General features: G+C 56.5%; 21 protein-coding genes and 1 pseudogene. 14 read left to right on the top strand and 8 right to left on the bottom strand.

The window, feature by feature from the left end; genetic code table 11:
• Positions 1 to 126: 126 nt before the first annotated feature.
• Positions 127 to 766, top strand: a pseudogene (locus tag D9V82_RS10915) (IS256 family transposase); the annotation flags it as partial.
• A 111-nt stretch (positions 767 to 877) separates the two neighbouring features.
• Here D9V82_RS10915 and D9V82_RS10910 read toward each other — a convergent pair.
• The 4 genes from D9V82_RS10910 to D9V82_RS12940 form a co-directional block, all read right to left on the bottom strand.
• A complete protein-coding gene (locus D9V82_RS10910) occupies positions 878 to 1,360 on the bottom strand; it encodes a hypothetical protein (RefSeq protein WP_121912394.1) in 483 nt (160 codons plus the stop codon).
• A 10-nt stretch (positions 1,361 to 1,370) separates the two neighbouring features.
• Positions 1,371 to 2,342 (bottom strand): universal stress protein, encoded by a 972-nt coding sequence (locus D9V82_RS10905; RefSeq protein ID WP_121912393.1) that lies wholly within the window; start codon positions 2,340 to 2,342, stop codon positions 1,371 to 1,373.
• Positions 2,343 to 2,436: 94 nt separating this feature from the next.
• The gene (locus tag D9V82_RS10900; RefSeq protein ID WP_121912392.1) at positions 2,437 to 2,934 is read right to left on the bottom strand and encodes a MarR family winged helix-turn-helix transcriptional regulator; all 498 of its coding nucleotides are present in this window, start codon (positions 2,932 to 2,934) and stop codon (positions 2,437 to 2,439) included.
• A 461-nt stretch (positions 2,935 to 3,395) separates the two neighbouring features.
• The gene (locus D9V82_RS12940) at positions 3,396 to 3,527 is read right to left on the bottom strand and encodes a hypothetical protein (protein ID WP_259466309.1); all 132 of its coding nucleotides are present in this window, start codon (positions 3,525 to 3,527) and stop codon (positions 3,396 to 3,398) included.
• 82 nt (positions 3,528 to 3,609) lie between these two features.
• On the opposite strand from D9V82_RS12940, the gene D9V82_RS10885 reads away from it, so the two are divergent.
• From D9V82_RS10885 to dnaB, 8 genes are all read left to right on the top strand, one after another.
• Complete coding sequence (locus D9V82_RS10885) at positions 3,610 to 3,984, top strand: DUF5318 family protein (RefSeq protein WP_121912389.1); 375 nt, start codon at positions 3,610 to 3,612, stop codon at positions 3,982 to 3,984.
• 75 nt (positions 3,985 to 4,059) lie between these two features.
• Positions 4,060 to 6,321 (top strand): transglycosylase domain-containing protein, encoded by a 2,262-nt coding sequence (locus D9V82_RS10880; RefSeq protein WP_121912388.1) that lies wholly within the window; start codon positions 4,060 to 4,062, stop codon positions 6,319 to 6,321.
• A gap of 16 nt (positions 6,322 to 6,337) precedes the next feature.
• Positions 6,338 to 7,729 (top strand): glycosyltransferase family 87 protein, encoded by a 1,392-nt coding sequence (locus tag D9V82_RS10875; RefSeq protein ID WP_121912387.1) that lies wholly within the window; start codon positions 6,338 to 6,340, stop codon positions 7,727 to 7,729.
• On the top strand, positions 7,726 to 7,914 hold the full coding sequence (locus D9V82_RS10870) for a hypothetical protein (protein WP_121912386.1): 189 nt from the start codon (positions 7,726 to 7,728) through the stop codon (positions 7,912 to 7,914). Before D9V82_RS10875 ends, D9V82_RS10870 begins: the two co-directional genes overlap by 4 nt.
• Before the next feature lie 122 nt (positions 7,915 to 8,036).
• The gene (gene rpsF, locus D9V82_RS10865) at positions 8,037 to 8,327 is read left to right on the top strand and encodes a 30S ribosomal protein S6 (protein ID WP_023016353.1); all 291 of its coding nucleotides are present in this window, start codon (positions 8,037 to 8,039) and stop codon (positions 8,325 to 8,327) included.
• A 49-nt stretch (positions 8,328 to 8,376) separates the two neighbouring features.
• On the top strand, positions 8,377 to 8,916 hold the full coding sequence (locus D9V82_RS10860) for a single-stranded DNA-binding protein (protein ID WP_121912385.1): 540 nt from the start codon (positions 8,377 to 8,379) through the stop codon (positions 8,914 to 8,916).
• A 48-nt stretch (positions 8,917 to 8,964) separates the two neighbouring features.
• Entirely contained in the window at positions 8,965 to 9,417 is a 453-nt protein-coding gene (gene rplI, locus D9V82_RS10855) for a 50S ribosomal protein L9 (RefSeq protein ID WP_121912384.1), read from the top strand.
• A gap of 461 nt (positions 9,418 to 9,878) precedes the next feature.
• Entirely contained in the window at positions 9,879 to 11,312 is a 1,434-nt protein-coding gene (gene dnaB, locus D9V82_RS10850) for a replicative DNA helicase (RefSeq protein WP_121912383.1), read from the top strand.
• Positions 11,313 to 11,514: 202 nt separating this feature from the next.
• Here dnaB and D9V82_RS10840 read toward each other — a convergent pair whose 3' ends face one another.
• Genes D9V82_RS10840 through D9V82_RS10830 form a run of 3 tightly spaced genes read right to left on the bottom strand, consistent with a single transcriptional unit; the run spans position 11,515 to position 15,222 of the window.
• Positions 11,515 to 12,813: an MFS transporter gene (locus D9V82_RS10840; protein ID WP_121912382.1), complete on the bottom strand. Its 1,299-nt coding sequence runs from the start codon at positions 12,811 to 12,813 to the stop codon at positions 11,515 to 11,517.
• A gap of 3 nt (positions 12,814 to 12,816) precedes the next feature.
• Complete coding sequence (locus D9V82_RS10835; protein WP_121912381.1) at positions 12,817 to 15,012, bottom strand: heavy metal translocating P-type ATPase; 2,196 nt, start codon at positions 15,010 to 15,012, stop codon at positions 12,817 to 12,819.
• Positions 15,013 to 15,021: 9 nt separating this feature from the next.
• Positions 15,022 to 15,222: a heavy-metal-associated domain-containing protein gene (locus D9V82_RS10830; RefSeq protein WP_121912380.1), complete on the bottom strand. Its 201-nt coding sequence runs from the start codon at positions 15,220 to 15,222 to the stop codon at positions 15,022 to 15,024.
• A gap of 119 nt (positions 15,223 to 15,341) precedes the next feature.
• On the opposite strand from D9V82_RS10830, the gene trxA reads away from it, so the two are divergent.
• Together trxA and D9V82_RS10820 are read left to right on the top strand one after the other, a co-directional pair.
• Positions 15,342 to 15,713: a thioredoxin gene (trxA, locus tag D9V82_RS10825; RefSeq protein WP_121912379.1), complete on the top strand. Its 372-nt coding sequence runs from the start codon at positions 15,342 to 15,344 to the stop codon at positions 15,711 to 15,713.
• A gap of 90 nt (positions 15,714 to 15,803) precedes the next feature.
• The gene (locus tag D9V82_RS10820) at positions 15,804 to 16,541 is read left to right on the top strand and encodes a PspA/IM30 family protein (RefSeq protein ID WP_121912378.1); all 738 of its coding nucleotides are present in this window, start codon (positions 15,804 to 15,806) and stop codon (positions 16,539 to 16,541) included.
• Here D9V82_RS10820 and D9V82_RS10815 read toward each other — a convergent pair.
• The gene (locus D9V82_RS10815) at positions 16,538 to 17,713 is read right to left on the bottom strand and encodes an NYN domain-containing protein (RefSeq protein WP_121912377.1); all 1,176 of its coding nucleotides are present in this window, start codon (positions 17,711 to 17,713) and stop codon (positions 16,538 to 16,540) included. The genes D9V82_RS10820 and D9V82_RS10815 overlap by 4 nt on opposite strands.
• Positions 17,714 to 17,921: 208 nt before the next feature.
• On the opposite strand from D9V82_RS10815, the gene D9V82_RS10810 reads away from it, so the two are divergent.
• From D9V82_RS10810 to D9V82_RS10800, 3 genes are read left to right on the top strand one after another with little or no spacing between them, the layout of a single operon-like run.
• Complete coding sequence (locus tag D9V82_RS10810) at positions 17,922 to 18,296, top strand: GntR family transcriptional regulator (protein WP_121912376.1); 375 nt, start codon at positions 17,922 to 17,924, stop codon at positions 18,294 to 18,296.
• Positions 18,293 to 19,096, top strand: a complete 804-nt coding sequence (locus D9V82_RS10805; RefSeq protein WP_121912375.1) for an AAA family ATPase — start codon at positions 18,293 to 18,295, stop codon at positions 19,094 to 19,096. The genes D9V82_RS10810 and D9V82_RS10805 overlap by 4 nt, the downstream gene beginning before the upstream one ends.
• Complete coding sequence (locus D9V82_RS10800) at positions 19,093 to 20,073, top strand: hypothetical protein (RefSeq protein ID WP_121912374.1); 981 nt, start codon at positions 19,093 to 19,095, stop codon at positions 20,071 to 20,073. The genes D9V82_RS10805 and D9V82_RS10800 overlap by 4 nt, the downstream gene beginning before the upstream one ends.
• Positions 20,074 to 20,402: the final 329 nt, after the last annotated feature.

Raw genomic sequence — 20,402 nt, 5'->3', positions numbered from 1 at the left:
ATGTTTTCCGCCAAGATGCGGTCTTCCACGAGACGGACCACACGGTCCTTCGCATCTTGGTCAAATTTTCTTGGCATATTCCAGATTTTCCCATCTACTCAAACGGAACAAAACCTGGGACACTTCACACAGGTATGCGCCAATCTTTCTCACTGTGGGGTCAAGGACGTCTTTATCGTCTGCTGTGACGGGCTGAAAGGCTTGCCGCAGGCAGTGGAGGCAACATGGCCAAACTCTATGGTGCAGACCTGTATCGTGCACTTAATTCGCGCAGCTAATCGGTGGGTGGCCTATGGTGACCGAAAGAGCGTATCGGCAGCGTTGAAGAAGGTGTATACGGCTGCTGATGAATCCACAGCTCAGGCTGCTTTAGACGAATGTGAAGCCTCTGAACTGGGTGTGAAGTATCCTCAGTCGGTCAAGGTCTGGGAGGATGCGTGGGATAGATTCGTGCCATTTTTACAGTTTCCTCCAGCAGCCAGGAAGGTTATCTATGACGGCGAATTCGATTGAATCGTTTAACAACCAGCTGCGTAAAGCCACGCGTAACCGGGTCCAATTTACTAATGATGATTCCGCGTTAAAGACGTTGTGGTTGATGATCTGCACTATTGAAGACAGAAGAGCTGCCAAGAGGGCGAAACAAGGCAAACGGGCCTCAGCTACAGCCAGCAGGCTCGTGGAAGGAGCACGAGTATCCGGCTGGAAACAAGCCATCAACCACATGGCCGTGGCCTTTCCCGACCGCTTCGACAAATACCTATAAACCTAACCCCACACACAAACAACTTGACACGCTCGACTTGTGGGGCACGACGAGATCTAAGATCTGATCGCCGACGTGTCTAATTTCGGGGGGTCAGGCTCGTTCGATATTTTATGAGGCAGCTGAGTCAACCAGAAGAAGCTGGATATCGTTAATGGCCCACATCATGAAATTAAAGGCCACCACCCAAAAAATCGCCATCCAGCCGCGCCAGCGCAGGTAGCGGCGCAGCTTGCGCACCATAATCATCGCGCAGCCAATCATGCCCAGCAGCGGGATAACCATGGTAGAAATGGCAAAGAAGTTTCTTTGCCCATCGGTGCACAGCCAGCTTGCAGTGCCGTGCTCGCACAGGGGGCCGCCGCTAAGGCGCGAAAAGAGCGCAATGCCGAAGCCGTACAGCGCGGAGATGACCAGCACGGACACCATGTACCAGATGGCTTGCCGGGTGGAGCGCCGGTTGGCGGCGGCCACTTCGACGGGATCGGGCTCATCTGCCAGATCATCGAAGTTTTGCGGCTCGGGTCGGCGCAAGTTGGCATAATCAGCGTCGGTCGTCAGGTCGTTTTCGGGGTGCTCTGGGTGCGAGCTCATGCATTCAAGTTTAGGCGGTCGCGGGGTGAATGAGTACCGGTACGCGAATATGAGGCAGTAATTCGGTTGCGGTAGAACCCAAAAAGACCCGCGCGATGGGGCCTTGTGGGGTAGAGGCCATTAACATAAGATCGCCCTTTTTCCACTTGAGCGAATCGACTGCTCCGGACCATCCGGCGCCGGAGCCGATTTCGGAGGTGACCTCGACCTCGGGGAAGGAATCTTGGATGCGGTCGCGGGCCCTGTCGAGCATAGCCAATGAATCCTCGTGCCACTCGCCGGTGAGTTTGAGCGCAATATCGCTGTTATCGTTCGACGGTGAATGCAGCAGATCATCCGCTGAGAAAGCCAGAATGCGCAAGGGGAGATTCCAATGATCCGCCAGCTCGGCTGCGGCCAATAACTCCCTGTCCGCACGGTTGCCACGTTCCGTAATGACAAAATTAAAGCGGGTTACGCCGTGCTTCGATAATTTGGCCTTGCGTGGGATAAGCCCTAAGGGCCGCGGCGAGTAGTGCAGGAGGGTATCCGCGGTGGAACCGGGAAAAAACCGGCCCTTGGGGGCGGCCTGGTTGGGGCCTAAAAGTATGAGATCGGCGTGAAAGTCTTGGGCCATCTCAGTAAGGAGTTGGGGGCGAGAGGGGCCATCGACAAGCACAGAAGGCGTATCGTCCCAGTACTTTTCCGGGATACCTGCCTCCGTGAGGGCTGTAGCGGTGGCTGATGCGCACACCTTCTTCTGCTCTTTAAACCACTTCTTGTATTTCCCACCCAGTTTGGACAATGATGTCGTAGTCCACGGTTGGAAAACCGTAGAAATAACGCGTACCTCTATCACCGCGGTGCGCGATAGCCATGCGGCGAAATCGAGGGGCTCCGTACCGGAGGAGGAAGGGCTCCACGAAATGAGCACGCGCAATGGCTCTTCAACCGAGCCTTTGTGCAGGGTCGGCAGCAGCGGTTGTTTAGATTTATTGCCCATAGGATGAATATGTATGCGAAAGAGTAGTGAGTACTACGCTTCATTATCACCCGTTGCGGGCGCAAAACTAAAATTGCATGCGGCCGCGAGCTGGCTAATCACTATCCATTGTGGGGCGGTAGACATCCGCCAGCTTGGAAATGACCGAGCTCATCTCGCGCGCGGTGGCCAAATCTTTCGGCTCCAGCCACCGCATAATTTCCGCAAGTGCTGAGGCGCGTTGCCCGGAAACGACGGACAATTCGGATTCGCCCAACCGGGTGAGCGCGACCAACACGCCGCGGCGATCTTCCTCGTCGCGACGGCGTTCCACGAATCCGCGCCGCTCTAGCTGGTATAGCGCGTTGGAAGCGGTGGGCATGCGGATAAGCTCTGCCTGGGCGATGGTGGATACGCGGGAAGGCCCACGCAAGCGCAACTGGTTCATAATAGAGACCTGCGAGGTAGTTAGGGATGAACCCTCTGCGGTGCGCTGGAAAATAAGGATTAACTTATTGAGCGCCGGTTGAATATCCCGTGCTACCTCTACCGCGGCGTCGTAGCTGGACGGGGACTGCGGAGGTGGATCCGTCTCATCATGGTGTTGCTTCATAGAACTAAATTCTATCGTGCCCTACTTCCCGGCGGTAGTATCGCGACGAAAAAATTAGCTTCCCTTAATAAAATCTTCCAGTTCGTTGCGCACAATCTTGCCAGCCTGCATTATTGGAGGAGATTTCCTCAGGTACGAGGAGGCGGAAAGTGCCGTTTCGGTTAGCTTGCGGTTCACGGCGATGTTGGCGGTGCGAACGGCATAGATATGCCGACAGAGCTTGGGAATTTCACTTCTCATGCTTGTATTCGAGATTCAGCGGGACCTTGCCGAATATGGCGCCTTCCGAGCGGGCATAAGCCCATTTGCGTTCATTCAGCCACTTCATTTGGTCCGACTGGCGGATGTGTGCGTTGGGATTTGTGCGTTTGCTAGTGATATGCCAATTGTGCACGTTATAGGTCAGGGATTGGGTCTTTAAAGTATTTGGCCACCACGCGGTGGGCAATGCTCGTACCCGCCTAGGACTTGTTGCTATCGCTCACGACGAGCAGATCGGCGCCCGCAAACTTATCTGCCCACCCTGGGTCGGAAGCGAAGAAGGCGGTCAGGGTGTTGACAAACGATGGCCTCCTTTCCTGTGCCAGACGCACTATGCTCCTTTATTAATTCTTTGCAGTGTGGTGACTGCGCTACGTAACGCCAGGGATCGAGCAAGAAAAGGAAATAAAGATAATGCGGGTGAATTCCGTTGCCTTTAAGCACGAGCTTTCCCACGAGTGGGAGCGCGCTCAGCATGTCCGCGAATACCGTGCCGGGCACTTGGCGCGCGATGAGGTGTGCGATGCAGACTTCCTCCTCCGCGCAGCCGCCGAGCACCATGGCCGCACCATGGATAAGCCGTGCCCGGTCTGCGGTGAGAACTTGCGCCTGACTCGGTGGGTATATGGCGAGAGCCTAGGTCGGCGCGCCGGGAGTGCCCGTAGCGAGAAAGAAATAGCGGAATTTGTCGGTGAGGGCCTGGAATTTACCGTGCATGAGGTGGAGGTCTGCCGGCACTGCGGGTGGAATCATTTATTGCGTTCTGCAACTGCTTTTAACGCGTGTTAGTTTTCGACGCGCCGCTTTAGGCAGTAAGCTGCAATTATTTAGTTTGTTACCAGGGATGAATGAGGACACGGATCAGTGACCAAGAAGGAATCTACTGGCGAGTCCACTAAGGTGGACCGCCGCAAAGAAGGCGAAGAACCCAAAAAGCGCCGTATCTGGCCGTGGGTCGTTATGGCCCTCCTATTGGTTTTTGTGGCAGTGCCTGCAGGCCTTTTTGCGTATGCCTATTCGCAATACACCGTTCCGGAGCCCAAAGAGTTGGCCAATAACCAGGTTTCTACCATCTTTGCTTCCGATAATGACACTCAGCTGGCGCGCTTGGTACCGCCGGAAGGCAACCGCACGCACGTGACCTTGGATGAGGTCCCCGTCTTTGTCCAGGACTCCGTGCTCGCCGCAGAGGACCGCGATTTTTGGGACAACTCCGGTTTTTCCTTCACCGGTTTGGGCCGCGCGGTACTGGGTAAAGTCACCGGCAATGATACCGCTGGTGGTGGTTCAACGATTACCCAGCAATACGTGAAAAACACTCTGGTGGGCAATGAATACTCCTACGTGCGCAAGGCGCGCGAGCTTATCTATTCCATCAAGATGACCAACGAGTGGGAAAAAAGGGACATACTTAACGCCTACCTCAATACGGTCTACTTCGGCCGCAATGCCTACGGCATCCAGGCCGCATCCAACGCCTACTTTGATAAGGACGCTAAGGACCTCACCCCGGAGGAAGGCGCCATGCTCGCCGGCATTATTCAGTCGCCGTCTGGGCTGGACCCGCGCGTGAACCAAGAAGGTTCCGAAAATCGGTGGAACTACGTGCTCGACGGACTCGTGGACATGGGTGATCTCAGCAAGCAAGAGCGTGATGGAATGGTCTTCCCCGAAACCCGTGATCCCTCTGAGTATTCGGCATATACGGAAGCCCCGGGTGCTAACGGCCACATCAAGGACCAGGTCATCCGCGAGCTAGAGGAGGTGGGGATTACGGAAAACCAGGTCTCTACTGGCGGACTGCGCATTACCACCACTATCGATATGAACGTGCAAAATAACACGATTCAGGCAGTCGATACCCAGCTGGCACCGCTGCAGGAGGATGCGCGCGCGGCCTCTGTGACCATCGACCCGAAGACGGGGGCAGTGCGCGGTTATTTTGGTGGGCATGATTCTAACGGTTGGGACTACGCCAACTCTCCGCTGCAGACCGGTTCGACCTTTAAGATTATGGCGCTTGCCGCTGCGCTGCAGCAGGGGATTAGCTTGGATACCAACTACTCCTCCGCGCCGTATCAACTGCCGGGCTCCAATGTGGTCACCAACGTGGGCGGCGGCTGTGGTGTATGCGACCTGCGCGAGGCCACCAAGCAGTCCCTGAACACCTCCTACCTGCGCCTGCAGAGCGATCTGAAAAACGGTACCCAAGACACCGCGGATATGGCCCACGCCTTGGGCGTTGCCCGCTCGCTTCCGGGTATTGAAAAGACACTAACGGAAAACGGCAAGCAACCTTTCGAAGGCGTGGTTTTGGGTCAGTATCAGTCCCGCCCGCTGGACATGGCAGTTGCGATGGCTACCCTCGCGAACCGAGGTGTCTGGCACAACCCGCACTTTGTGCAGCGCGTAGAAAATGCCGCTGGGGAGGTTTTATATGAACACCCTGACGATGAGGGCGAGCGCCGCGTTTCTGCCAATGTGGCCAATAACGTTCTTGAGGCCATGGGGCCGGTGGCAGCCTGGTCCAATGGCTCACTGGCGGGCGGACGCGCTTCGGCGTCTAAGACCGGTACGACCCAGCTGGGTGATTCTGGAACTAACAAGGACGCGTGGATGGTCGGTGCTACCCCGCAGCTTGCTACCTCTGTGTGGGTTGGTACTGCGGATAATACCTCGGCCATCTTCGACCAGTACGGCGGCATTATGTACGGTGCTGGCGCGCCGACTAAGATTTGGAAGTCAGTGTTGGATAACTCCTTGGCGGGCCAAGAATTCCAGCAATTCCCGTCCGCTTACCCAGTCCGTTTCGGCACGGTGTCTGCTGGCGGTGGCGCTTCGGCCTATACCCCCGGCGGCAGTACCGGGGGGCGGGGTACGCAGAACTATGTTGGCCCAACCCAGGATGGTGCTCCAAAAGAAGAGACCAGCCCAGCACCGGTTCAAACCCCGGATGCGGGTTACGATGTCCCGGCGCAGCAGCCCGAGAACCTGGGGGGCAACGGTGGTACCAACGGAAACGATGGCAGGGGCATTGGCGGCAATAATGAACCGGCTCGGCCCGAGCCGCCGTCTTTAGGTGATCTCTTTGGTCGCGAAGGCGGCCTGGCTGACCTCTTAGGCTAAGCGAGGAGTGGTACGCGTGAGCCACCAACAACGCTTGTGCGCGGCAGATGAGCCGATGGCACGAGGCGTCATCGAGTTCCTGGGTGGGCCATGGGGACGCTTTGCCCGGGGCAGTCACGTACGGTGGTGGACCCCGCTGCGCGCGTTGATCGCAGTAGCCTGGGTTTTCTTGGCCAGGGGGTTCTTATCCAAGGCGAATTGCGCTGGTGGTACCCGTGGTGAAGACGGCACCATCAATGTGGATTGGTCCGCCAACCGCCAATACACCTCCTTCTGCTATAACGACATCGTCCCGCTTTACACGGGGCGCGGTCTTGACCAACCGGGTTTTCCCTACGCCTTTTCCTGGCAGGAAGATGGCCTGACCCGCTACATGGAATACCCGGTGTTGGCGGGCATGTTCCAGGGCTCAATGGGCTGGATTGCGCGCCATACCTATGGGCTCGTGGAATGGTCAGGTGTGCCCGCCGCCGGCTGGTATTTCGGGCTCACCGCCTTGGTTATGGCCTCCATATGGGTCGGTGTCATCTACATGGTCTTCCTTTTGGTGGGAAATCGGACGTGGGACACCGTCTTGGTGGCCGCCAGCCCGTTGATTATCATTCATGCCTTTAGCAATTGGGATATACCCGCTATCGCCTGTGCCGTTGGCGCGCTACTGGCCATTAGTCGCCACCGGCCCTGGCTCGCCGGCCTCCTTATCGGACTGGGGACCGCCTTCAAACTGTGGCCAGTATTCCTGTTAGGCGCATTATTCGTTCTTGCCTGGCGCAATCGCCGCTGGGACGCCTTTGCCAAGGTCGCTGTCGCTTCTGCCGCCGCTTGGCTCGTGGTCAACCTGCCCGTTGCTTTGAAATATCCAGCCGCATGGGCGGAATTTTTCCGCTTGAACCGGGAACGCGACGCGGAATGGACCACCTTGTACGCCCTCATCAGCCGCAATCTGGGTATTTCTTTCAGTCAGAATTTTTTGAATATCTTTTCGCTCGTGGCATTTATTCTTTTGTGTGCGGGAATTGCCTGGGCCGGCTTGCGCAGCCTGCTCACCCCGCGGATGGCGGAGTTGGTCTTCCTCATTCTCGTCGCTTTTCTATTGGTCAATAAGGTATGGTCCCCGCAATATTCACTCTGGTTGGTGGTTCCGGCGGCCTTGGCCGTGCCCCGTTGGAGGTTAGTTATGGGCTGGGCGCTTGCCGATGCCCTCGTGTGGCCCCTGCTTATGTGGCACATGTTGGGAACTGATGATAAGGGCATCCCGCACGAACTCTTGGACGTGGCGATCCTTGTGCGTGATGGATTAATTATTGTTATGGCGGTGATTGTTCTGCGACACATGTGGAATAAAACCGAAGATAAAGTGCGTGCGGCGCACCTGGGCCGCGACCCAATCGCCGGGGCATTTCAATGATTGTGACTGTGATCGGCATGGTGTCGATATTATTGGGCTTTATTTGCGTGATGATGGCCTTTTGGCTGTTTCATAACAGGGAAGAAAAGCGTGGGGCCGTCATCTTGGGCATCTTTGCCATTGTTTTCCTTACGGTCATTCCCGCGACGGGAGCAATCTTTTTTGCCTCTACCACGACGGGATAAATTTCTTTCCGCCGGTCATGTGCGGTATTGTGGTGAGGTTGCTTGACGCAACGTACCCTCCTGCTGCATCCGCAAAGGTGATGCAGCCGAAAACGACTAGACCATAGGAGGTGATGAGGTCCGTGCGTCACTATGAAGTCATGATCATTCTGGATCCTAATCAGGATGAGCGCACCGTAACCCCGTCCCTAGATAAGTACCTCGACATCGTTCGCAAGGACGGCGGCAAGGTTGAGAACCTCGATGTATGGGGCAAGCGTCGCCTTGCATACCCCATCGAGAAAAAGGAAGAGGGCATTTACGCCGTCGTTAACCTGGAGTGTGAGCACCCTTCGGTTTCCGAACTTGACCGTCGCCTGAACCTGAACGACACCATCCTGCGTACCAAGGTTCTGCGCACCGACAGCAAATAGCGGATACTGGGATCGAGCACAATCCACGTAACCGATAAGGAGTAAAGACATGGCACAGGGAGATACCAATATTACTGTGGTGGGCAACATAGTTGCTGACCCGGAGCTTCGCTTCACCCCAGCCGGTGCGGCGGTAGCTAACTTCCGCGTCGCCTCCACGCCTCGTCGCTATAATTCGCAGACGAATCAGTGGGAAGACGGCGAAGCTATGTTCCTGACCTGCAACGTATGGCGCCAAGCGGCCGAGAATGTCGCTGAGACCTTGAGCAAGGGCATGCGCATCATCGTTACCGGCCGCTTGAAGCAGCGTTCCTTCCAGACCCGCGAGGGTGAAAACCGCACTGTATTTGAAATCGACGTCGATGAGGTCGGTCCGTCGCTGAAGTACGCCACCGCACAGGTAAACCGCAATCCCCGGGAAGGCGGCAATTTTAGCGGCGGTGGCCAACAACAGCGCTCGAATAGCAGTAATCAGGGCGGCTTTGGAGGCCAGCAACAGCAGCAGAACCAGGCTCCTGCAGATGATCCGTGGAACTCCGCACCGCCAGCCGGTGGTTTCGGAGGCGCTGATTCTGAACCCCCGTTCTAAGTCTGTCACCCGCAACTATTCAACTAACTCAATTGAAAGGCAGGGATCATGAAGCTGATCCTCACCGCTGCCGTTGAGAACCTCGGCGCCGCTGGCGAAATTGTTGAGGTTAAGGACGGCTACGGACGTAACTATCTGCTTCCCCGCGGCTTGGCTATCGTGGCCTCCCGTGGTGCTGAGAAGCAGATTGAGGGCATCAAGCGCGCCCAGGAAGCTCGCGAAATTCGCGACCTGGATCACGCACGCGAGGTCCGCAACCAGCTTGAGCAGCTGAAGAATGTTGAGGTTAAGGTTAAAACCTCCACTTCCGGCAAGCTCTTCGGTTCCGTTACCGCAGAAGATATTGTCAAGGCCGTCTCCAAGGCCGGTGGCCCCAACTTGGATAAGCGTGTAGTTAATATGCCCAAGGGCCTGGTCAAGAAGACCGGCAACTATCAGGTCGAGCTGAAGCTGCACGCTGACGTGCTCGGCAAGGTGAACTTCTCGGTCGTCGCTGCCTAAGCAGCGCTCGACGGTCCAGAGACCGAAAGACAACAGCACGGCTTAAGGCCCCTCGAATTCTCTATGTGAGGTGGAGAATTCCTGGGGCCTTTTGCTGCCTGCACGGCCTGTGGATAACTGTGGAAATCTGTGGATGAATATGGAAAACAGTGTTTGCTTCTGTCCAAAATTTCTACCTACTGTAACCCCTGGTCACAGCTTATTGGCTACTAGTCTGTGGCAATTTTCACACTCCAAAATAACCCTCTGAACAGTGTTTATTATCATCGCAGGTCAAGGAGGTGCGAAGTTATCCACAGCTGTGACCTCGATAAATATAAGTCAATGATCGAACTACCAGGCAATTCCACAAGTGCCTGTGGATAACTGTGAAAGTTACACCCAAGAAGGTAGTGTCCGGGGGCTCGTCTACACTGGGACAGCGTTACGCTGGGCCACTTAACGGATACCAAGGGGGACACATGACCAACGCGAGCTTTGACGATGAACAGCTTCCACCGGAACCACCGGCGCCGGATAATGGCGGAGCACGTCGGCCGCGGTACCAACCGGACCAACCGCAGCGCTACGAGGAATATCGCCAGCCGCCGTCAGATCGGGAAGCGGAGCAGGGCGTCTTGGGCGCAATGTTGCTAAGCCCCAATACGGTAATGGAGGTCATCGAAGAGCTCGAACCTGATGACTTTTATTATCCGGCACACGCCTTAATTTATGGCGCGATGTTGGACCTATATGCGGCGGGCCAAGACATTGACCCTCTAATCCTTTCCTCTAGGCTAGATAGGTTTAATAACCTTGAGCGCGTTGGGGGCGCGCCCTATTTGCATACCTTGTTGGCCACTGTTCCTACTGCTGCTAACGCTCGTTATTATGCGGAAATCGTCGCGGAAAAAGCCGTTCTGCGTCGCCTAGTGGATGCAGGTACGCGCGTGGTCCAATTGGGTTTTTCGGGAACGGAAGATGCTGAGATCGAAGCAGTGATCGACAGGGCCCAGCAGGAAGTATTTGCTATCGCTCAGCGCAAGACCGCCGAAGACTACCGGGTACTGGGGGATTTGATCGATCCCACAATTGATGAGCTGGCGGCGTTGCAGCAGGCTGGGGGCGTTGAGTTGGGAGTGCCCACAGGATTCATTGATTTAGATAAGCTCACCAATGGTTTGCACGCTGGACAGATGATCATCGTGGCAGCGCGACCCGGTGTGGGCAAGTCCACCTTGGCTATGGACTTTATCCGTTCGTGCTCGCTGCAGCACGGTAAGTCCTCGGTTATATTCTCCTTGGAAATGTCCGCGTCAGAGATCGTGATGCGCCTGCTCTCTGCGGAATCCGAAGTGAAGCTCACCGATATGCGTAGTGGTGGAGTCTCCACGGAGGACTGGGCGAAAATCGATGACACGCTCCATCGCATTCAAGATGCGCCGTTATTCATCGATGATTCCCCAAACCTCACCATGATGGAAATCCGCTCCAAAGCCCGCAGGCTCAAGCAGCAGCATGGCCTCGACCTCATCGTCTTGGACTATCTGCAGCTAATGTCCTCCGGCAAAAAGGTGGAGTCGCGCCAGCAGGAGGTTTCGGAGTTCTCGCGTCAGCTTAAACTTCTGGCCAAGGAGCTAGAGGTCCCGTTGATTGCTATTTCACAGCTCAATCGTGGGCCAGAAGCCCGTACTGATAAAAAGCCGCAATTAGCTGACCTGCGTGAGTCCGGATCCTTGGAGCAGGATGCCGATATGGTGATGTTGCTCTACCGCCCAGACTCGCAGGACCGCGATAACGAGCGCGCCGGTGAGGCGGATATTATTTTGGCAAAGCACCGTGGAGGGCCCATTGACACGGTGCAGGTCGCCCACCAGCTGCACTACTCAAAGTTCGTCAACATGGCTCACGGATAAAAGGTTTATAGGTCCAGCACCGCTGCCAGGGACATCCACCGCCATACCGGGAAAAGGCGTCCTCCACCCCAGTGGGCGATCGCTGCGCCGATGAGCGCTCCGAAGGTATTAAAAACAGATCATCGACATCGATGCGACCGAGCGCGAAAGCATCCTGGTCTGTCTCTAAGGTCAGACTCAGCGCACATCACGGGCTCATTTATCAAGCAAGGGCCGCGCCTTTTAGTTCAGGCAAAGTACATGCCGCTATGGCGGCGATAGCGAAAGCGGCCGCAAAAAGCACGAAGAGGAATCCAGCGCCGGTCGCTGAAATCAACGGTGGCACAACGAGCGGTGCCACGATGGAGGAGATGCGGCCAAAACCCGCCGCGGCACCCGTACCGCGCCCGCGCAGCGCCGTGGGGTAGAGCTCGGGGCCAATGGCGTACAGCGCACCCCAGGCGCCGAGGTTGAAAAAAGACAGCAGGCACCCGGCGATGATGATGAAGACCGCGGAGCTTGCGGTTCCATAGAGGCCGGCGGAGACGGCGGAACCGATCAAGAACACGGAGAGGGTGAAACGCCGTCCCCAGACCTCAATGAGCCAGGCGGCGGTGGCGTAGCCCGGTAGCTGCGCCAGGGTAATGATGAGCGTGAAGCTGAAGGATTTAACGAGCGAAAACCCATCGGCAACCAGCAGCGACGGAATCCAGATAAAGGCACCGTAATAGGAAAAATTGACGCAAAACCAGATGGTCCACAGCGCCGCCGTGCGGCGCCGCAAACCCGGGCCCCAAATCGAGATCTCGGTGGAGGTGGTGGGTTCCGGGTGGACATCATCAAGCGGCTTGCCCGCAGCGGCCTTCTCAAAGGACACCACAATCTCCTCGGCCTCCTCGTGGCGTCCCTTGGATTCGAGGAAGCGCACCGATTCCGGCAAGCCTAGCCGCACGTAGAGCGAATAAACTGCCGGGATGAGCCCTACGGCAAAGCCCCAGCGCCAACCGTTTTCGCCGACACCCACGATGAAGGTGCCGATCAGCGCGGCGAGGATCCAGCCGAGCGCCCAGAATGCCTCGAGGAGGACTACCATGCGCCCCCGGATACGGCGCGGAGAAAATTCGGAAATGAGGGTGGAAGCGACCGGCAGCTCCGCGCCCAAGCCCAGCCCAATGATGAAACGCAAGACGATGAGTAATGCCAGCCCGCTGGCCAGTGCGGAAGCACCGGTGGCTAAACCGTAAACCAGGAGAGTGAGGGAGAAGACGTGGCGGCGGCCGTATTTATCCGCAAGAAGACCGCCGAATGTTGCTCCCAGAGCCATGCCGAGGAAACTAGCGGAGGCGAGCCACGAGGTTTGGGCGCTGCTCAAATCCCAATGTACGGCCAGGGCAGCCATGATGAAGGAGATTAGGCCCACATCCATAGCATCGAGCGCCCACCCCAGGCCGGATCCCAAGAGAAGGCGCTTGTGTTTGCTGGTGACCGGGAGCCGGTCTAATCGTTCATTGCGGTTGACCACGCGCTAATCATAGCGCTGGGTAGAAAATTTCCGGAGACGCAGGGAATTGGAGACGACGAATACAGAACTCAATGCCATCGCAATGCCAGCGAACAGGGGGTTGAGCAGGCCACAGGCTGCCACGGGGATGAGAATAATATTGTAGGCAAAGGCCCAGAATAGATTGCCCTTAATGATCTGCAGCGTGCGGCGAGACAGGCGAATGGCATCAGCCGCAGACCGTAGGTCCCCATTCATCAAGGTGATATCGGAGGCCTCGATGGCAACGTCGGTACCAGCACCCATTGCCAAGCCAAGGTCCGCCTGGGCTAGGGCCGCAGCATCATTGACGCCGTCACCAACCATAGCCACCGTGTGCCCCGCGGACTGCAGCTTAGTGATGAACTCGACCTTTTCCTCCGGAATCACGCCGGCCGTGACCTCGGTAATGCCAACTTCCTCTGCCACGCGCTGGGCAGCGCCCTCGTTATCGCCGGTCAACAGGTGTGGGGTTAGGCCCAGCGACTTCATTTGCGCCACGGCTTCGCCGGAGGTGGGTTTGACGGTGTCGCGGACCTCAATGACTCCTGCGAGTTCATCGTCGAGGTACACCACTACCGGGGTGGCGCCCGTGGCCTCGGCCTTGCGAAACGCGTCGGCGTAGTGGCCTAGGTCCCCACGCGGCTTGCCGACGCCCACGCGAACCCCATTTACCGTCGCTTCCACGCCGGCGGTGCCGGTGGAGAAGTCGGTACCGGGCTCCACGTCGCACTCACGGGCAATCGCCTGCGCGATGGGGTGCTCGGAGTTGTGCTCGACAGCAGCGGCGTAATCCAAAACATCGCCGTGCACAGCCGTAACGGACATTGTTCCGGTGGTAACTGTGCCGGTCTTATCCATCACGATGGTATCGACCTGTTTGGTGGATTCGAGGATCTCTGGGCCCTTAATAAGTAGGCCCAGCTGGGCACCGCGTCCTGTACCGACCACGATGGCGGTCGGGGTAGCAAGGCCCAGCGCGCACGGGCAGGCGATGATCAGCACGGAAACAGCAGCGATAAACGCCTGTTCCACGCCGCCAAAGATGAGGTGTATTAGCAGCGTGAGGATGGAAATTCCGATAACTACCGGCACGAATACGTGCGCGATGCCGTCTACTAGGCGCTGCACGGGTGCCTTGGAAGCCTGCGCGTTGGTAATTAAGGTGGCCATTTGGCTAAGAACCGTGTCCTCACCCACGTGGGTGGCCTTGACCTCCAACTTGCCGGAGGTGTTAATGGTGGCGCCGGTGACAGTATCGCCAACGCCCCGTTCTTCCGGGACGGATTCACCGGTGATCATGGAGGCATCCACGGCGGAAATACCGGAGATGACCTCGCCGTCGGTGGCGATCTTTTCGCCCGGGCGAACCACGAAAATATCGCCCACCTGCAATTGGGAGATGGGGATGCGTGATTCCTTGCCCTCCCGCAGCACGGAGGCTTCCTGTGCTCCCATGGACAGCAGGGTACGCAGCGCCTCCGTAGATTGTCCCTTGGCCTTGACCTCCAACCACCGGCCAAGGAGCAGGAAGGTAATAACCATTCCCACAGACTCAAAGTAGATATGGTCCATGTCGGCTGAGCTGGAGGACCACGACATGGTCATGGTCATGCCAGGCTCGCCAGCGTTGCCACAAAACAGTGCGTACAGGGACCACAGGTAGGCGGCCGAGGTACCCATGGAAATCAAAGTATCCATGGTGAATGAGGCGTGCTTTAGGTTGGTCCACGTAGCGGAGTGGAAGGGGGCGCCACCCAAGATGAAGATAATGGTGGCCAGTATGGCGCAGGCCCATTGCCAATTCTGGAACTGGAGGGCAGGCACCATGGAGATGACCATCAGTGGGGCAGATAATACCGCCGAGATGATGGTGCGCCGCAGCAGGCTTTGCTGTTGTGTTGCACGGGCATCGTCAACCGGCGTGTGCTCTGCATTCGCGTTCCCGCCCTGGTCACCTTCATCGCTGCCGGACATGACGAAAGCGCTGTAGCCTGCCTCTTCAACAACCTTTATCAGATCCGAAGGTGAGGAAATTGCTGGGTCGAAATCAATGGAGGCGGATTCGGTGGCAAAGTTAACGCTGGCTGCAACGCCTTCTACTTTGTTAAGCTTTCGTTCTACCCGGGATGAGCAGGACGTACACGTCATGCCCGAAACCCCGAGAACAACGTGTGACATAGTATTCGCCTACTTAAGGGTGTATCCGGCTTCGGCTATGGCCTTTGCTACTTGCGCATCTGTAAAATCACTGCCGGAGACAGACACGGCGCCCGTGGTGTGGTCTGCAGAAACCGTGTCCACACCGGCGATCTGGCCTACCTCTTCGCGGATGGACATTTCGCAGTGTTCGCAGCTCATTCCTTCCACGGTGTAGTTCCTCGTCGCCATGATTATCATCCTTCCTTGAACGTTTTTTCTTCCATATTATACCCCGTAGGGGTATCTAACAAGGGGGAAATTTAGGTACGGTAGGGAATAACGCACAACGTAAAGGAGTTGCAACGACTATGGCTACTATCGACGTCACTGAAGAGAACTTCGAACAGACCGTCACCAGCGAAGGAATTACGCTTGTTGATGCCTGGGCGGACTGGTGCGGTCCATGTAAGCGCTTTGCCCCTGTTTACGAGAAGGCATCCGAGGAGCACACCGATGCTACTTTTGCCAAGCTGGACACCGAGGCGAACCAGGGCCTTGCTTCCGCGCTGGAGATTCAGTCCATTCCCACCCTGATGATCTTCCGCGATGGCATCCTCGTATTCCGTGAGGCTGGTGCACTGCCGCCGGCAGCACTGGAGGATTTGCTCAAGCAGGTTAAGGACCTTGATATGGCCGAGGTTCGCCGCCAAGTTGAAGAGCAGAACGCACAGCAGGCATAGGATCTGGACTTTCAAAGCTTCCACGGCGCTTTCTGGTGAGTACCGCTAAACTCGCTAGAAAGCGTCTTTTTATGACCAAAGGAGATAGTGATGGCTAACCCCTTCAGCAAAGGCTGGAAGTACGTGATGAGCTCTCTCGATCAAAAGATTGATGAGAACGCTGATCCAAAGGTGCAAATTCAACAGGCGGTCGAGGCTGCTAAGGAACAGCACCAGGAAATTTCGGATCATGCGGCAGAGATCATCGGACACAAGTCTCACTTGGAGATGCAGATGAACCGCCTATTGAAGTCCCAGCAGGATTACCAATCCCAAACTGAGCGCGCCCTGGAGCTTGCGGATTCCGCCGAGGACCCACAGCAGGCAAATGAGTACAACCAAGCCGCTGAGGTAGTGGCCTCCCAGCTGGTTGCGGTGGAGCAGGAATTAGAAGACATCAAGCAGCAGTATGCCGTGGCGGAGCAAGCGGCAGAAAAAGCCAAGAATCAGCAGAAACAGTCCGAGGCTCGACTCAAGGAGCAGTTGGCGCAAGTCAGCCAGCTAGAAGCACAGGCGGACCAGGCTGCGATGCAGGAAAAGAGCGCGGAAGCGCTCGATTCCATGAACGAGCTCACGCCCGACGATTCCGTGCCGACCTTGGATTCCGTCCGCGCCAAGATTGAAAAGCGTTATGCCGATGCCCTAGGTGTACAAGAATTGCAGCAGGCAACCGGCGGTGACCGCATGAATGAGATTCAAGCGGCCGGCAACGACATGAAGGCTAGCGCGCGGCTAGATGCGTTGCGCGCCGATATGGCTAAGAAAAAGGAAATCAACTCCGGGGATTAATTCTCCCGGCGGATATTAATAAGCACGCCGCGAATTCCGGAGTGAAACCCATCGCGTAGGTTCACGCGCTGGGTTTCTGTCAGTGTGTATTCATGGAGTGTTTCGCAGGCGAACTGCAGCAGCGGACGATCGATCTCCGGCGGCAATCCGCCGCCAGATAGTAAGTGGGCTTGGTCACGCTGCTCGGCGTTGGCTGCATTATCAAACCACCACGACGCATATTGCTGCCCCACATCGAATGGGGACTGGAACCCGGCAGAGCTCCATACCTCTTCTGGTAGTGGAACGTACTTTGAGCGCAGTTTGCGCCGCGGTGCCATCATTGACGGTTTTGGCGCGGGCCTTGGTGCTTTTTGATCGGTAGCCTCGGCGTCTTCGGTAGTGGCCTTGTCCACTCCTGCAGAGGGCTTTTGCTGCTCTTGTAGGGCGGGGTTTGCGGCCTCCTGCGAGCTGAGTGGCGCGGCTGGTTTTGGGGTAGGCGCCGGCGTGGGCTTTTCCGGGGCACCGAATGCGGTTTCTACCTCGGAGAGCTCTTCACTCTCGTTGCAGTGCTCCGACTCTGGAAGCTCTTCCTCTATTCCCTCCGTCTTGTGCACTGTATCGTGCAGCACTGGGGGAAGCGGACCCTCGAGAACTTGCAGCTCCATGGAATCCGCGAAGTCTTCGCGGGGGTCTAAAATGGTGGTGGAATCACACGTATGGCGTAGCGCGGCGGACATGGAATCCCAGCCAAACCCGTATAGGTGCACGCGGACTCCGTTGTCTACGGCGGTTTGCGCGCCGGGAATCATGTCAGCGTCACCACTGACCAACACGAAGTCGGTGAATTGGTTCTTTAAGGCGGCCATGACCATATCGGCCACAAGCCGGGTGTCTACTCCCTTTTGCGTGCGTCGCTCTCCCCATTCAATGAGTTGCCCCGTGCGCAGTTGCACGCCCTCGCAGGTGCGAAGGGCGCGTTGGTAGCGGTGCGGACCGGTATCTGGTATTCCGTCGTACCAGTATTGGCGCTGAATTGGGTTACCTAATTGCTCCTCAATCATTCCGCCCATGGTGCTGACCACCTCAGGCAGATCGATTTCTAGCTGTGCACGAGCCCCCGTTTCCCAGGAGTTATAAAAGCTCGCGAGCAGGTATGAGGTATCGACGAAGACAAGTGTGCGTTCAAGCATGGCTCCTAAGTTCCGTTCTAATTGTTCTAAATAAAATTCGTTGTTAGCTCTAGTGTGCCTTATTCACTCCGAAACGTCGATCGCAATCGGCTAATTCCCAGGATAATGGCCCCAAATGGAAAGAATTTGGTAACCATTGTGAGCGCAGCAAGTTTGTTATATGGTTAGTTACGCAACTAACTAAGTAACTAACAAGCCGAAGGTGATGATGGATAACTCCACACAACCGCTTTTCCGGCAGATTGCGTCTCTCGTGGAAGACACCATCGTGGACGGCACTCTGGCGGAGGGTGACCAGGCACCTTCCACCAATGAGCTGGCGGATTTCCACAACATCAACCCCGCAACTGCACGCAAGGGGATCACTCTGTTGGTGGATCTAGGGGTCCTGGAAAAGCGGCGGGGAATCGGCATGTTTGTGGCCCAGGGCGCTTTGCGCGCCATTCGCGAGCGCAGGCGAGCCGGCTTCGCTGCGGAATACATGGCCCCGCTTGTCGATGAAGCAGTTCGCCTGGGCTATAACCGCGCCCAGCTCCATGACCTTTTTGATCGGGTTGCAGAAAGCCGAGGAATGTACTCATGATTACTACCCGCGATTTCACTTTTTCCGCCGGGCTCACCCATGGCTTGGTGGGCCGCAACGGAATTGGCAAGACCACTTTATTGCGAAAAATCGCCGGCCAAATTCAATCCGGCCGTATCACGGTCTTCGACCGCGAGCCTTTTGATAACCAATCCGTGCTCAACCGGGTGATCCTGATGGGCATCGATAATCCGCTGCCGGATTCGTGGGGCAGCAAGAAACTCGGCGCTGTTGGCCAGGCGCGATGGCCCAACTGGAATGCGGAGCGATACGACGACCTTATCGTGCGCTTTGACCTGCCCAGTAAGGCGTATTCCGCGCTCTCACGCGGGAAAAAATCGGCGTTGGGGTTTGTCTTCGCCGTTGCCTCCGGCTGCGAAGTGATGCTTCTGGACGAGCCTTATCTGGGTCTCGACCTGCCACGGCGCGAACTTTTTTACCAAGTCCTCCGGGAAGAGCATGGTCGCACTATCGTGGTATCGACCCATCACCTCAACGAGATAGAGGGGTTGCTGGACACTATTTCCCTTATGGGGGAGCATCCCGTCAGCGGTCCAGTGGATGAATTTGTTGATTCCTTCCTGGAAATCAGCGGGCCCAAAGAGGCGGTAACCACGGCCATCTCCGCCCTGGACCTGCCGGTATTGGAGCGTACTTCTACCAGCCTGGGAGACCAGGTGCTTGTCGATGCCCGCACTTCCTCCCCCGATCCCGTCTTCCGCTATGCCAACGAACATCACCTCCGGGTCGCAGAGGCATCACTCGAACGGGCCGTCCGAGCATTGGAGGAGCAGTCATGAAACTTCTATGGCACACAACGGAATGGGCCTGGGTAACAGTCCTACTCATCCTCTTGCTCTATCCTGCACTCGCTGGCGATAAGTGGGGAGCCTTCACGTTTCTCCTACCAGTGTTGCCCATCCTGACGTATCAACCGAGCTTTAATAAGTATCAGGTACTTGGTCTGAGCTCACAGATTTGGAATGAACACCGCCGGATTATGGTTACTGTGTTCGCTGCCGTCGCCATGGCAGGAACGGCTGCGCGGCAAGGCTGGTGGGCGTTGCCCATTTATGCAGTGGCTCTGGGATGGGCATTGTGGAAGAAACCGACCCCAACCAGGACCGGATATTCGACGACCCCTTTGGGAATTGCATCCAAGCTGGGGCGTTTCCCGCCGACGCTCGACGCGCAGGCTGTCTACCGCCCGCAGATCCGCATATGGCTGATGGTCGTCGTATTTTTAGCCATCAACGTCGTGCTTTCGCTTATGAGCACGCTGTGGGAACCGATGGAATCTATTGTCTTGATGGCTTGGATACTCTTCGCCGTTTTCATCAGCCAGCCCATGGGCACGTTGCGCGATACGCTCAGGGATTACGTCACGCTCGGCGGCACGCGCCGCCGCTGGGCGACCATGACCGCAGCGACTGGGCTCATCATCGTCCTTGGTTGCGCCGCCGTGGGTTTAGCCCTTTCCTTTCGGGAGGCTACGGCTGAGGTTGCTGCCGCCATGACAGCCATCGCGGCCGTCACCGTCCCGGGGCTTACCTACCTCGAGTTCCTAGAGAAGAGGACTCTTGGAGTCTTTGTGGCGTATATCCTCAGCATCGCAGCGCTGGTATGGCTATTCATTCAAGGCTATGTCTCGGCTGCTGTGGGGATGTTTATCAGCCTCGGCATCTACGCCATATGGGTCGCGACCCTGCCGATATACGCACGCCGCATAAGCAGCCTGTGGGAGAAAGGCCTTGCTGGCTGGCTTGGCATGAAATAAATGTGGCTGAAATCCGTGCTGAACTGCGGGTTTGTAAAATTTTAAAGCGGTGTGTAACTTTATGTGAGTCAGCGCGACCGACAGCGCCCCACAGAAACAACACATTGTTTCTGGCTGAAGCGGCGATAGGAAAACAGGCCCTGACAAAAATAATTTCTTACTCGCAACGAGTTTCATGCTTTAGGGTATGTAGCTGTTGTGCGGTGGTGATGTTTGAGAACTCAATAGTGTGCCAATGTACTTATTTTTTGTTTTTGTGTGCATGGTTGTGTGTTGATTGGTCTGTTGGCCGGCGAGCCTGTTGGTGGTTTGTTGGTTGGTGTGTGCCG

Origin of the sequence: Corynebacterium macginleyi (assembly GCF_003688935.1) — a bacterium.
In the GTDB taxonomy this organism is placed as follows: Bacteria; Actinomycetota; Actinomycetes; order Mycobacteriales; family Mycobacteriaceae; genus Corynebacterium; species Corynebacterium macginleyi.
This window is presented reverse-complemented; position numbering and strand designations above follow the sequence as displayed.

What these genes read in the sequence shown, in the direction of transcription:
- D9V82_RS10910 (WP_121912394.1), bottom strand. Translation starts at nt 1,360, where the DNA reads ATGAGCTCGCACCCAGAGCACCCCGAAAACGACCTGACGACCGACGCT.
- D9V82_RS10905 (WP_121912393.1), bottom strand. Translation starts at nt 2,342, where the DNA reads ATGGGCAATAAATCTAAACAACCGCTGCTGCCGACCCTGCACAAAGGC.
- D9V82_RS10900 (WP_121912392.1), bottom strand. Translation starts at nt 2,934, where the DNA reads ATGAAGCAACACCATGATGAGACGGATCCACCTCCGCAGTCCCCGTCC.
- D9V82_RS10885 (WP_121912389.1), top strand. Translation starts at nt 3,610, where the DNA reads ATGCGGGTGAATTCCGTTGCCTTTAAGCACGAGCTTTCCCACGAGTGG.
- D9V82_RS10870 (WP_121912386.1), top strand. Translation starts at nt 7,726, where the DNA reads ATGATTGTGACTGTGATCGGCATGGTGTCGATATTATTGGGCTTTATT.
- D9V82_RS10860 (WP_121912385.1), top strand. Translation starts at nt 8,377, where the DNA reads ATGGCACAGGGAGATACCAATATTACTGTGGTGGGCAACATAGTTGCT.
- rplI (WP_121912384.1), top strand. Translation starts at nt 8,965, where the DNA reads ATGAAGCTGATCCTCACCGCTGCCGTTGAGAACCTCGGCGCCGCTGGC.
- dnaB (WP_121912383.1), top strand. Translation starts at nt 9,879, where the DNA reads ATGACCAACGCGAGCTTTGACGATGAACAGCTTCCACCGGAACCACCG.
- D9V82_RS10835 (WP_121912381.1), bottom strand. Translation starts at nt 15,012, where the DNA reads ATGTCACACGTTGTTCTCGGGGTTTCGGGCATGACGTGTACGTCCTGC.
- D9V82_RS10830 (WP_121912380.1), bottom strand. Translation starts at nt 15,222, where the DNA reads ATGGCGACGAGGAACTACACCGTGGAAGGAATGAGCTGCGAACACTGC.
- trxA (WP_121912379.1), top strand. Translation starts at nt 15,342, where the DNA reads ATGGCTACTATCGACGTCACTGAAGAGAACTTCGAACAGACCGTCACC.
- D9V82_RS10820 (WP_121912378.1), top strand. Translation starts at nt 15,804, where the DNA reads ATGGCTAACCCCTTCAGCAAAGGCTGGAAGTACGTGATGAGCTCTCTC.
- D9V82_RS10815 (WP_121912377.1), bottom strand. Translation starts at nt 17,713, where the DNA reads ATGCTTGAACGCACACTTGTCTTCGTCGATACCTCATACCTGCTCGCG.
- D9V82_RS10810 (WP_121912376.1), top strand. Translation starts at nt 17,922, where the DNA reads ATGGATAACTCCACACAACCGCTTTTCCGGCAGATTGCGTCTCTCGTG.
- D9V82_RS10805 (WP_121912375.1), top strand. Translation starts at nt 18,293, where the DNA reads ATGATTACTACCCGCGATTTCACTTTTTCCGCCGGGCTCACCCATGGC.
- D9V82_RS10800 (WP_121912374.1), top strand. Translation starts at nt 19,093, where the DNA reads ATGAAACTTCTATGGCACACAACGGAATGGGCCTGGGTAACAGTCCTA.